Source organism: uncultured Pseudoflavonifractor sp. (genome assembly GCA_904419835.1).
GTDB lineage: Bacteria > Bacillota > Clostridia > Oscillospirales > Oscillospiraceae > Pseudoflavonifractor.
Genome location: CAJFTA010000007.1, coordinates 39396 through 51954 on the forward strand (window position 1 = coordinate 39396; position 12559 = coordinate 51954).

Annotated in this window: 11 protein-coding genes; 6 read left to right on the forward strand and 5 right to left on the reverse strand. The window is 60.2% G+C overall.

Features of this window, described 5'->3' with window-relative positions; all coding sequences use genetic code 11:
* Positions 1–24 precede the first annotated feature (24 nt).
* From sigG to QZY67_RS02365, 5 genes are all read right to left on the reverse strand, one after another.
* Entirely contained in the window at positions 25–795 is a 771-nt protein-coding gene (sigG, locus tag QZY67_RS02345; RefSeq protein WP_295368361.1) for an RNA polymerase sporulation sigma factor SigG, read from the reverse strand.
* Positions 796–1020: 225 nt separating this feature from the next.
* Positions 1021–1947 carry a GTP-binding protein gene (locus QZY67_RS02350; RefSeq protein WP_295368362.1) on the reverse strand — a complete coding sequence of 309 codons (927 nt, stop codon included), beginning with the start codon at positions 1945–1947 and terminating at the stop codon, positions 1021–1023.
* Between the two features lie 22 nt (positions 1948–1969).
* Positions 1970–3706 carry an ASKHA domain-containing protein gene (locus QZY67_RS02355; protein ID WP_295368363.1) on the reverse strand — a complete coding sequence of 579 codons (1737 nt, stop codon included), beginning with the start codon at positions 3704–3706 and terminating at the stop codon, positions 1970–1972.
* 45 nt (positions 3707–3751) lie between these two features.
* Positions 3752–4408: a hypothetical protein gene (locus QZY67_RS02360; protein ID WP_295368364.1), complete on the reverse strand. Its 657-nt coding sequence runs from the start codon at positions 4406–4408 to the stop codon at positions 3752–3754.
* Positions 4409–4466: 58 nt separating this feature from the next.
* Positions 4467–5744, reverse strand: a complete 1278-nt coding sequence (locus QZY67_RS02365) for a helix-turn-helix domain-containing protein (protein WP_295368365.1) — start codon at positions 5742–5744, stop codon at positions 4467–4469.
* Between the two features lie 272 nt (positions 5745–6016).
* Between QZY67_RS02365 and QZY67_RS02370 the strand changes: the two genes are divergently transcribed.
* The 6 genes from QZY67_RS02370 to QZY67_RS02395 all read left to right on the forward strand — a co-directional run bounded on the left by QZY67_RS02370 (position 6017) and on the right by QZY67_RS02395 (position 12281).
* Positions 6017–6676, forward strand: coding sequence for a cobalamin-dependent protein (locus QZY67_RS02370; protein ID WP_294534043.1), 660 nt, complete (start codon positions 6017–6019; stop codon positions 6674–6676).
* Between the two features lie 67 nt (positions 6677–6743).
* The gene (locus QZY67_RS02375; RefSeq protein WP_294534040.1) at positions 6744–7385 is read left to right on the forward strand and encodes a corrinoid protein; all 642 of its coding nucleotides are present in this window, start codon (positions 6744–6746) and stop codon (positions 7383–7385) included.
* 63 nt (positions 7386–7448) lie between these two features.
* Positions 7449–8906, forward strand: coding sequence for a trimethylamine methyltransferase family protein (locus tag QZY67_RS02380; RefSeq protein WP_294534037.1), 1458 nt, complete (start codon positions 7449–7451; stop codon positions 8904–8906).
* Positions 8907–9035: 129 nt separating this feature from the next.
* Positions 9036–9272: a hypothetical protein gene (locus tag QZY67_RS02385; protein ID WP_294519895.1), complete on the forward strand. Its 237-nt coding sequence runs from the start codon at positions 9036–9038 to the stop codon at positions 9270–9272.
* 3 nt (positions 9273–9275) lie between these two features.
* Positions 9276–10838 carry a sodium:solute symporter family protein gene (locus QZY67_RS02390; RefSeq protein ID WP_294536499.1) on the forward strand — a complete coding sequence of 521 codons (1563 nt, stop codon included), beginning with the start codon at positions 9276–9278 and terminating at the stop codon, positions 10836–10838.
* Positions 10839–10922: 84 nt separating this feature from the next.
* Entirely contained in the window at positions 10923–12281 is a 1359-nt protein-coding gene (locus QZY67_RS02395) for a uroporphyrinogen decarboxylase family protein (protein ID WP_295368366.1), read from the forward strand.
* The last annotated feature ends 278 nt before the right edge of the window (positions 12282–12559 follow it).

Here is a 12559-nt window from a genome sequence, read left to right on the forward strand (position 1 = left end):
GGAGCATTGCTCCCCCGTGTCTGTTTACAGGCTTTTTCTGATTTTCCAGATGGCGTTTTTCTCCAGGCGGGACACCTGGGCCTGGGAGATGCCGATCTCAGCGGACACCTCCATCTGTGTCCTGCCCTCAAAAAAGCGGAGGCTGAGGATGTGCCGCTCCCGGTCGGAGAGGTGGGAGATGGCCTCCTTCAGGGCGATATGCTCCAGCCAGCTCTCATCGGTGTTTTTGCTGTCCTTTACCTGGTCCATGACGCAGATGGCGTCGCCGCCGTCGGAGTAGACCGGCTCATAGAGGGACACCGGATCCATAATGGCGTCCATAGCGAAGACCACGTCCTCCCGCTTCAGCCCCAGTATTTTGGCGATCTCCTCCATGGTGGGCTCCCGCTGGTGCTCGGCCATAAACTTCTCCTTGGCCTGGAGGATTTTATAGGCAGTGTCCCGCATGGAGCGGGAGACCCGCATGGAGCTGTTGTCCCGGAGGTAGCGCCGGATTTCGCCCACAATCATGGGCACGCCGTAGGTTGAGAAGCGGACATCCAGGTCGGTGTTGAAGTTGTCGATGGCCTTGATGAGGCCGATGCAGCCCACCTGGAACAGGTCGTCCACGTTTTCGCCCCGGTTGCTGAACTTCTGAATGACGGACAGCACCAGCCGGAGGTTGCCGGCAATTAGCTCTTCCCGGGCGGCCATGTCTCCCTCTTTGGTCCGCTTGAGCAGGGCTACGGTCTCCTCGTTTTTCAGCACCTTGAGCCTGGACGTGTTTACCCCGCAGATTTCCACCTTTCCCTGCAAGCCGATACCCCCCTGTAATGCGCTGATTACAGTATCTCCCGGCCCGGTGGATTCATACGGGCTGGCAGGGGGGTATATTTTTTATCGTAGGACGGTTTTCCCTTGCTTTTGGCAAACGGAGGGAGGAAGCGGACGGCGCAAGTTAAGATAGAACGAAGATGGAACGCCTCCTGGAACAGAGCGAGCTCTGAACCAAGAGGCGTTTTTTATAAAACGGGAAGGGAATTACCGCAGGTCCACAGGCGACTGGAAGCAGCGGCCGGCGGCCTCCAGCGTGATGGAGAAGATGCGTATGCCCACGCTGGAGATGATGACCAGCTGGGTCTGGCCCAGGGCTTCCCCCCAGTCCTCTATCTGGCAGACCGTGCCCACCATACTGATATTCTTGGTGCCCTCGGTCGTGCGGCAGAAGCCCTTAACCCGGTAGGTGGAGGGGGCGATCTCCTCCAGAAACTGCCGGAGGGCCTGGGGCGTGACGGCCTCCTGGGTGGAGAGAGTGACGGTGACGGGGCGGCTGCTCTCCGTGTTGGAGCTCTCCTGGGGCGCGGCCTCCTCCTGAGGTCCGCCGGAGAGGATCTCCCGCAGGGAGACATTGGCATAGGTGGTGCGGTACAGGGCGGCGCTGGGATTGATTTCCCGGATGGACTGCTCCACCTGGGTCAGCTGCTCCTCAGTCACCAGATCCGCCTTGTTGAGAATCACCGCCCGGCTGTACTCCACCTGACGGCGGAGGGCCAGGAGGAGCTTGAGGTACTTGGGGAAGTAGAGGGCGTCCACCAGGCAGATGGCGCCGCAGTAGTCGTAGACCGCGCCGGAGAGGGTGGCGATCTGGTCCAGAATAGAGGAGATGCTGGAGGGATCGGCCAGGCCGGAGGCCTCCACAAACACATAGTCCAGGTTCCGCCCGGCCATGTCGATCAAGGAGTCCACAAAGGAGTCCTTGATGCAGGCGCAGAAGATGGAGCCGTTGTTGAGCTCAATCATGCTGGCGCCGGGGATGTCGTGGCGGATGAGGGCGCCGTCCACGCCGGTGCCGCTGAATTCGTTGACAATCAGGCCGATTTTCTCCTGGGAGAACTCCTGGAGCACGCGGTTGAGGAACGTGGTCTTGCCCGCGCCCAGGAAGCCGGTAAGAAGAACAAGCTTGCTCATATCTCTACACCCTCCATGGCAGTCAGAAGTTCATATTCATGATATAAGTCTCCATAAATTTGGGGCTGGTGGCCAGCTCCACGTGCTCGATGGAGGCGGGCAGCGCTTTGCAGCGGTCCATTTCAGCCTGGTCCAGCAGGCACATCTGCACGCCCTGGCCGGCGCCGTTGCCGATGGAGAAGATCCGGTCCCGGGGGACAGGCGGGAGCAGGCCGATCTCCAGGGCCCGGTCAATATCGATGTAGTTGCCGAAGGCGCCTGCCAGATAGAGGGCGTCCAGCTGGCCGGGGGAGAGGCCGGCCTCCTCCAGCAGGGTCATGCAGCCGGAGAAGATGGAGCTCTTGGCCAGCTGAATCTGCCGCACGTCGTGCTGGGAGAGGTAGACGGGCCGGTCGCCCCGGGTAAAGTAGAACGCGGTGTTGTACTCGCCGGCCTCACCCAGGTACTCGGCCAGGGGGCTGTCCGGATGCTGGGCAAGAAATTCATCCCGGGGCAGGAGACGGCCGGACTCGTCGATGATACCCGCCCGGCGCAGCTCGGCCACCGCGTCGATAATGGCGGAGCCGCACAGGCCCAGGGGCTCCGTGCCGCCGATGACCTGGTAGGTGAGTCTGCCGTCCCGGAGAGAGACCCGTTCGATGGCGCCCTCCATGCCCCGCATGCCGCAGGCGATGTTGCCGCCCTCCAGGGCGGGGCCGCAGGCGGTGGAGGCCACCTTGTATCCAGCCCCGCTGCCAACGGCTATCTCGCCGTTGGTGCCCAGGTCCACCATCAGGCAGGGGCCTGTGTCAGTGGGGAGGGTGAGGAGCACGGCGGCGGTGTCGGCCCCCACAAAGCCGCCCAGCAGGGGGAGAAATTCCACCACGCCCCCCGCAGGCATGTCGATTCCGGCCTCCGCGCCGGAGCAGCGGACGGGGCCGGCGGTGATGTTGACAAAGGGATCCTGGGAGAGACCGTAGGGGTCCAGGCCCAGGAAGAGATGCTGCATGGTACTGTTGCCGCAGAGCACCAGGTGGTAGAGATGGCTGCGGAAGCCGGGGATTTTCTCCTCCGCCTGGTCCAGCAGCGCGTGGATGGTATCGCGGATATGACCGGTCAGCTCGTCCAGGCCGCCCTCCTCCTGACGGGTATGGAGAATGCGGGAGATGACGTCGGCGCCTCTGACAATCTGTCCGTTGAGTGCGGACACTGTGTGGAGCAGCGCGCCGGTGTTCAGATCGTAGGCGTAGAGCACCACAGAGGTGGTGCCGATGTCAATGGCGCCGCCGTAGAGCAGCGCCGAGGTGTCTCCTGGCTCCACCGCCAGGGGCTGGCCGCGGTAGGAGACAAAGGTGACCCGGTCCACCGAAGCGTCGGCCATCAGCCTGGAAAAGGTGCGCAGAAGGTTGGGAGAAGCGGGTTCCAGGTAGGAACCGCAGTGGGCGGGCAGCAGCTCCGCCTTGGTCATGCAGCGCTTGGAGAGGGCGGGAGAGAGACGGGTACGATGGGCGGAGCGGCCTTCCGTTACGATGGACGCGTCCCTGGTGAGCTGATGCTCCTCCAGATAGACGGTCATGTCGCAGTCCACTGCTGTCCGGCAGGCGAGGACAGTTTCGCCGACGCCGCCCCGCTCGATCCGGACGGCGCACTTGCCGCAGGTCCCTCTTCCGCCGCAGACCAGATCCATGGGGAACCCGGCGGCGGCGCAGGCCTGGGAGATGGTGACGCCGCCGGACGTCTCAAAGGCGGCGTTCTGGTTGGGCAGCTTGATGCAGTACATAGGTGAAAACCTCCATTTGTCAGTTGTCTTGATTTGTGGGCGGAATCAGAGACAGGCAGCGGGTCCTTCCGTGGAGCGGAAGAAGCAGGAGGTATTGGGACACTTGCCGCAGTCGTGCTCGACGGAGATCTCCGGGTTGCTGCAGTCAGCCCCGAAGAGATAGAGCATGGACTTCTCGGGGTAGAGCATGTAGCTCTCGGTCAGGCGGACGTGGGACAGGGCGGGGATGCCGCGGAAGGCGTCCAGGAGCACCGCCTGATACTCCAGATCCAGCTCCTGCTCGCCGGGGGAGAAGCGGAGGGTGAGGTGGCAGCGGCTCTTCTTCATGGAGGCGGCGATCTGGCGGTTCATCTGATCAGAGCCGTCAAAGAGCATCTCGTTGGCCAGGTCGTTGAGGAGGTAGCCCTCCAGAAAATCGCCCTGCTCCAGCAGCTGGGAGATGGCCTGGGTGATGGACTCCGAGCAGGTGGACAGGCAGGTGATGCGGTACCGGCACCGGTCCACCTCGGGAACGCCTATGGGCGGCGCGCCCTCCTCCACGGCGTAGCAGTGGGTCATGCACAGCTGCTGCCGGGCGGTGCGCTCCAGGGCGGGGAAGACCGCCTCGGCGTACCGGTAGGCGGAGGTGTCCGGCTGGATATGGAGCCTGCGGAAAATGCGGTTCCGGTCATATTTGGGCGTGATGTCAGCAAAGTAAACCATGGAAGGTCCATCCTTTCCTCATGTCCGAATTCGTCTGCCTGTGGAGCGGGGCGAAGGGTCAGTCAGAGGTATGCTTTTCACTGTTGAGCTGGCTTTTATACTGGCGGGGAGTAGTCCCCGTCACTTTTTTGAAAATTTTTGTAAAGTAGCTCTGGTCGTCAAAACCCACCAGGCCGGAAATCTCCAGCAGGCTTCTGTCTGTGTTGCGCATGAGCTCGGTGCTGTGTTCAATGCGGATACGGTTGAGGTAGTCGGTAAAGCTGGATCCCAGCTCCTGGCGGAACAGCTTGGACAGGGAGGACTCGTTGAGGAACAGGGCGGAGGCCAGATCCCGCAGGGTCAGCTTGTCCATGTAGTGGGCGTTGATGTAGGACACGGCCCGGGTGGTGGCGGAGGACACCTGGGGCAGCTCGGCAAAGATGTCGTCTACAAAGTGGACCACCAGCTCCCGGCTCCACTGGGCCAGGCTGTCCAGGGTGTTGAGCTCGTTGAGAGAGTTGATGAACTTGAAGTCCAGCCCGAAGATGTTCCGCAGGGAGGCGCCCCGCTCGGTGGACATCCTGGCCAGGGAGATGTACAGCTCGAAGAAATGCAGCTTGATGCTGTCGAAATTCCCGCCCTCCACCAGCACCAGTTCCTCAAAGAGGTCATCCAGACAGGTAAGGGCGGCCTCCCGGTTGCGGCCCTGGATTTCCCGGGCCAGGCGGTCCTCCAGATCCGAGCAGGTGGGGGCGGACAGGGCGGCGGAGGTGTTCTGGGGCTTGCTCTGCTTGCGCTTCTGGATATGGTCGCCCACAGTGAGCTGGCGCTGATAGCGGAGGCGGAGCTGTTCATAGTCGTCCCAGTTCTTGTGGCTGTGGACCACGGCGCTGTACAGCAGCAGGGAGAACTTCTGTATTTGTTCTGGAGTATATACCTGCATGGAGGAAATGAAAAGAGAAATTTTTGCCAGCAGCTCTGGAGACACCTGATTGAACTCAAAGACCTGGGTGAGAAACTCAGGGGAGATGGGACCCATGGAGAGGGGGCCGGCCACGGCACAGCCGCAGTATTTTTCCGAGACAATGACGGGAACGGCAATATGAATCAGGCCGGAAGGACAGGAAAATATGTAGGGCTCGCCCAGATGGTAGGAGGACTTTGCGGAGAAGAGCATGGTGGTTCCGCACACGCTCTCCGGCTCCCGGTAAATCGGAAAAAACTGACAGAATTTTTTCTCCGTCTGAAATTCTTTCAGAATCGCGCCGTCGGGGGCAAAGAGCGTGACCGGGACGCCGGTGCTCACGCTGAAGGCGTCCAGATATTCATGAAGACGCTTGTGGTCGATGGCCTGCAAAAAGACCCCTCCTATTCTGGCAGAATTGGTTCCCACCCCGGCGAACCGGAAGAGTTGATGTGCGGTAAGGGAATTGGTAAAATAAAGACTGCCAATTTGTAATTTTTAAAACACTATACCTCTTTTTTGGGTGAAAAGCAATAAAGGGATTTAAAAAATTTCAGTTTCATTAGCAAATACGCCGGAATAGAACAAAAAGAAATGGTATTTTTCTTAGAAAATGCAGCCCGGCTCCGGTATACTACAACTGTGGAGCGGAAAGGAACGGCAGAATGAATCAGTTTAATGCGATTTTTCAGAGCATCATCGACGGAGAAGAAGAGAAAACCGTAACACATTGCCGAGAACTGCTTGCAAAGGGCTGCCGTCCGGTTGACATTCTGGAAAAAGGGATGATTCCGGCCATGGACCGCCTGGGCGTGATGCTGAGCAGGGAAGAGCGGTTTATCCCGCAGATCCTGCTCTCGGCCAGAGCCATGCAGAAAGCGGTGGCCATCATCCGGCCGCTGCTGCTGGAGCAGTCCGACGGGGCAATGCGCCGGGAGAAGGTGGTGGTGGGGACCGTCCAGGGAGATATCCATACCATCGGAAAGAGCCTGGTGGGAATCATGCTCCAGAGCGCCGGGTTCGACGTGACGGATCTGGGGTCCAATGTCAGCGCCGAGCGCTTTATCGCCCAGCTGAGGGCGGACGGCGCCAGAATCGTGGCTATGTCCGCTATGCTGACCACCTCGATGGCCAGCATGAAGGAGACCGTAAAGCGGATTCGCCAGGTAGACTTCGGCTATCCCGTCCATATCATTGTGGGCGGCGGGCCCATTACGCCCAGCTTCGCCAGGGAGTTGGGCGTGGAATTCTCCGCCACCATGATGGACACGGCGCGTCTGGCCACTGAGATCAGCGCTGAACAGCGGGAAAAGCCGCGAAAATGAGACATACCGTACATAAATTCATCCGAACAAACTCAGAAACAATATTTTGAAAAGGAGCGGGAAATTCATGTCTATTCTCAACGAGATCTCCGAGCTTGTCATCAAGGGCGACATCATGGGGACCAAGGCCAAGGTGGCCGAGGCCGTGGAGCAGAAGGTTGACGCCTCTGAAATCCTCAACAACGGCCTGATGCCCGGCATCAATGAGATTGGCGAGCGCTTTGCCAAGGGCCAGATTTTTGTGCCCAACGTACTCATGTCCGCCAAAGCCATGAACACCGGCGTGGAAGTGATTCAGCCCCTGCTGGCCGCCGGCGGCGACACCACAATCGGCACCGCCGTCATCGCCACCGTAAAGGGCGACCTCCACGACATCGGCAAGAACCTGGTGGGCCTGATGATGAAGAGCGCCAACCTGAAGGTCATCGACCTGGGCGCCAACGTCCCCGCTGAGAAGTTTGTGGAGGCCATCAAGGAGTATAATCCCGACATTGTGGGCCTCTCCGCGCTTCTGACCACCACCATGAACGAGCAGGGCCACGTCATTGAGGTTCTGAAGCAGGCTGGCGTCCGGGACCAGGTCAAGGTCATGATCGGCGGCGCGCCCGTCACCCAGGCCTGGGCCGACAAGATCGGCGCCGACGCCTTCACCGCCGATGCCGCCGCTGCCGCCCGCTGGGCCAAGGAGTACGTGACCAGCATCCGCTGAAATTCCGACTGACGCTCCGGCCGGGAGCCGGGCAGATATGAATGAAATGGAGGATGAATTCCCATGGTAGGAAGAGTCAAATACAACGTGATGAGCGACCAGGAGCTCCAGTACCTCAAGTCCCGCATGGAGCAGCTGCTCATTGAGCGCGGCATTCACTTGGATCATGAGGAACTGCTCTCCGAGCTGGACAAGCTGGGCTGCGCGGTGGACATGGAGAAGAAGGACGTCCGCTTCACCAAGGAACTCATCGACAGGGCCGTCGCCGCCGTCCCTGAGAAGTTCACCCTTTATTCCCCCAGCGGCAAGTACGATCTGGAGTTCCCCAACCCCAACGGCAGCTTCTATACCCGCACCAACACCGGTGCGCCCAACTACCGCACCATCAACGGCGACACCCACTACACCACCCTGGAAGAGGTGGACGAGTGGTACAAGATCACCAATGTGATGGAGAATCTGGACTACGTCACGCTGCCCTCCACTTCCGGCGAGTACGTGCCCGGCGACGCCGTGGATGTCTACACCCTGGAGAAGGCCCTGAAGCACTCCGCCAAGCACATCTGGATTCAGCCCTATGAGTCCGACAACGTCCAGTGGCTCATCGACATGGCCGCCGCCGCTGTGGGCGGGCTGGACAACCTGCGCGCCAAGCCCATTGTCAGCTTTATCGCCTGCGGCGTGCCCAGCCTGACCTTCAAGCACATGGACGCCGAGGTCCTCTACCGCTGCGCCAAGGCCGGCATCCCCGTGCAGCCCTGCTCGCTGCCCACCGCCGGCGCCAACACCCCGGTCACCGCCCAGGGCACCGCCTTTGTGGCCTGCGCCGAGGTCTTTGCCCAGATTGTGATTCTGGAGCTCCTCTGCCCCGGACTGCCGGTTATTGCCACGCCGCTGCTGTTCTCCATGGACATGCAGAGTACTTATACCCTTCAGTCCAACACTGAGATCACCATCGCGCGCCTCATCTGCATGGAGCTCTTCGAGCGGGGCTACAACATCCGCGCCCACTCCTACGGCACCGGTACGGACAGCGTGGTTCTGGACGCCCAGAACTTCATTGAGCGCACCAGCCTCATCGACGCCATGGCCATGAGCGAGGCATCCGTCCTGGGCGGCGCCGGCCAGCTGGAGACCGCCAAGACCATCAGCCCTGTGCAGCTGATTATCGACAATGAGATTTTCGGCATCGCCCGCCGCATCCGCCGCGGACTGGAAGTGAACGACGAGACCCTGGATTGGGAGGATCTGATCTCCGGCGCCGACCGGGATCCATCCTTCAGCTTCCTGACCAGCGAGCACACCTTCCGCCACTTTACCGAGCCCCACCGCCCCGACATGTTCAACCGCGACAGCCCGGTGAACTGGGAGCTGTCCGGCAGCAAGACCCTGCTGGACAAGGCCGTGGAAAAGTTCCACGCCATTATGGCCGCCGAGGATGTCTACGCCCTGCCCGCCGACAAGGCCGCCGAGGTGGAGAAGGTCCTCAAGCAGGCCCATGCCGCTCTGGTAAAGGAGTAAACGCCCTGTAACCATCTGCGATATGGCCCGCATCCCGATGCGGGCCATATCGCGGATCCGCCCCATGAGCGGCTTCAGCGGCGGAATTCCGCATGTGTGTTTGGAATTTGAGAGAAAGGCGGCTTAGAGATGAAAGTAACCAAGACGGAAAAAATCTGGCTGATTCTCACGGTAATCTTCTATATCCTCTACAATCTTCCCGGTGTCCCGCCTTACGGCGAGGCCATTCCCACGCTGATTCACGCGCTGCTCACAGTCGTTCCCATCTGGATCATCGTCTATGTGGGCCTGGTAAGGGTCTACCGGATTTACAAGCTCAGAGATGATGCGGACGCGCCCCCCGCGTCCAGTACAAAGGAGGGATAACGGATGCTGAGCGCCAATACTATCTGGATCGCTTTTGGCCTTTACATGTGCTTCCTTATCGGCGTGGCAGTCTACGTTACGCTGAAGGAGCGCCGTCAGAAGAACAAGGGAAGCCTGCTGACCGCATCCGTGCCCTGGCCGGTGCTGGTCATGACCTATATCGCGTCCCTGATGAGTACCTGGGTGTTCTTCGCCGGCCCCGGCGCCTACTACCGCGGCGGTCTGGGCTACTGGATCTCCGAGATGAGCTACATCGCCCTGTTCCCCATTATCGCCCACTTTACCATGAACAAGGTGTGGATCGTCAATCAGGAGAAGGGCGGTACGCTGGTTACCCCCGCAGACTTCTACTATGAGCGCTTCAAGAGCAACGCGCTGCGCACTATCCTGGGCATCATCTTCCTGGTCTCCGCCGTGCCCTACGTCACCTCCACCCTGGTGGCCATCGCTCAGGCGGCCCAGTACGCCACCGACGGCGCCATCAACTACCGCATGGCCGTCATCGTCATCGGCCTGACCATGACGATCTTCGTGTGTATCGGCGGCATGAAGTCCGCCGCCATGGCGGACACCGTTCAGGGCCTGCTGTTTATCGCCATGCTGTGGGTCATTGTCATCGCCTGCCTTATCGTGGGCTTTGGCGGATCCCTGCCCGCGGCGGTGGGCAACCTGTGGGAGAACACGCAGTCGTTCTTCTCCTATCCCGGCCCCTCCGGCTGGACGCCCTACGCGGCCCGGTTCGGCTATCCCTTCTCCTGCGCCATCGGCTGGACCATCATGCTGCCCCATGTCTTCGTCCGTTCCGGCTATTTTGGCGACAACATGAAGACCCAGCGCAAGCTGTCCTTCCTCACTCCTGTGCTCCAGGCTGTGGTATGGACCGGCACCATGATGATCGGCCTTATCGGTCTGGCTCTGGTCAGCAACATGACCGCCTCCGAGTCCGAGCTCATCATCCCCTATCTGGTGAAGAACTTCGTGCTGGACTTCAGCCCCGTGCTGGCCACCGTGCTGATGATCGGCTTCTTTGTGGGTTCCGCCGCCGTGGGACTGTCCACCGCCAACGCCTTCCTGGGCGTCAGCGCCGCTATTGTATCCTCCGATCTGATCAAGAATACCTTCCATATCAAGGTGCCTGAGAAGAAGGAGACCATGGTCAACCGGGTTATCATCGTGGTCATCGGCCTGGTGTCCACCGTCCTGGCCATCAATCCTCCCGATCTGATCTTCACCCTGATTATGTTCTCCATCGCCATTGTAACGCCGCTGTTTTCCGTGCTGGTGTTCGGCCTGTACTGGAAGAAGGCCACCAAGCAGGCCGCCATTGTGGCCTCTATCGTGGGCACGGTGCTGGTCCTCATGACCTACTTTGTGTGGAACGTGGGCGACACCTGGTACGGCGCCTTCGGCCTCCTGGGTTCTACCGTTACAATGTTTGTGGTCAGCCTGGTGACCAAGCAGCCCGAGAGCGACGCCGCCCCCTTCTACGCCACACTGGAGGCCGGCATGAACCGGTTCTATGAGGTCAAGAAGGCGAAAAAGGCCGCTAAAGCGGCGGAAAAGTAAGAGCCCTGCCGTTTATATCACTGCATTCTGAGGGGCCGGAGGAGAAACCCTCCGGCTCCCGGTCTGGAAAGGAATTATATCATTATGGGTAAGGAACTGATTTTTAAGACCATGCGTCACGAGCCCACCGAGCGGGTGCCCTGGGTTCCCTTTGCGGGTATCCACTCCGGCAAGCTTAAAGGTTATACCGCCGAGGAAATTCTTCAGGACGGCCAGAAGCTCTACGAGTGCCTGATGGAGGTGGCTCGGCTCTACGGACCCGACGGTATGCCCATTATGTTCGACCTCCAGCTGGAGGCGGAAATTCTGGGCTGCGACCTGATGTGGGCCAAGGACAACCCGCCCTCCGTGGCCAGCCACCCCTTTGAGGGGGACAATAAGGGGATTCCCTGCCGCTGCAAGCTGCCCACCCCTGAGTCCGGACGGATTCCCGTCATGCTGGAAGCCATGACCAAGCTGAAGGCCTCCGTCGGCGACGACATTGCCCTCTACGGCCTCATCTGCGGCCCCTTCACCCTGGCCTCCCATCTGCGGGGAAGCGAGATCTTCCTGGATATGCTCATGGATGAGCAGTATGTCCGCGACCTGGTGAGCTACTGCGCCGAGGCCTCCATCCGGATGTGCGACTACTACATCAACGCGGGTATGGACGTCATCGCGGTGGTAGACCCCCTGGTCAGCCAGATCGCCCCCGAGTCCTTCGACGCCATGCTGGCCGACTCCTTCAAGGCGGTGTTCGACTACATCCGCAGCAGGGGCGTGTTCTCCTCCTTCTTTGTGTGCGGCAACGCCACACCTCAGCTGGAGGTCATGTGCAAGACCATTCCCGACTCCATCGCGGTGGACGAGAACGTGGATTTTGTCTACGGCAAGAGCGTGTCCGACAAGTACAACATCGCCATCAGCGGCAACATCCCCCTGACCACCGTCATGCTCCACGGTACACCCAAGGACAACATGAAGTACGTGGTGGATCTGCTGGACAGGGTGGAGGACCACCGCAACATGATCATCAGCCCCGGCTGCGACATGCCCTACGACGTGCCTGTGGAGAACACGGTGGCCTGCTCTCAGGCGGTGAAGAATACCGAGCAGTGCCGCGAGATGCTCAAGGACTACACCGGTCCCGATGACAGCGGCATCCAGATCGAGCTGCCCGATTACGAGCACCTGGAGCGTCCTTTCATCGAGGTCTTTACGCTGGATTCCACCCAGTGCGCCGCCTGTACCTACATGATGGCCGCCGCACAGGCCGCCAAGGACTATTTTGGCGACAAGATCGACATCATCGAGTACAAATATACTATCCGCGAGAACGTGGCCCGCTGCAAGAAGATGGGCATCACCAACCTGCCCACCATGGTCATCAACGGCCAGATCCGCCACGTCTCCATGATTCCAGACGGCAAGGCCCTCCGGGAGGAGATTGAGGCGCTGCTGTAAGCGCCCCGGCACAACTTTGGTTTAGTGCGGAGTGCCCGGCGTACAGCCGGGCGGAAGAAGATTTGCGCAGATCTTCACAGAGATGAATCGATGCCAGTCAGTTCACTTTGCCGCATTAAATATCTCCCTCAGAAACACACAGAGCGCCCGGCTTGGGGAGCCGGGCGCTCTGTGTGTTTCAGCCTGTCAAAAAACCTTGGTTGAACAGAATCGGGCTGTGTCGGGGCGGGGGAGCGCGAGGGGGCAGCCGCCCGCCTCGCGTGGAATCGAATGCCCCG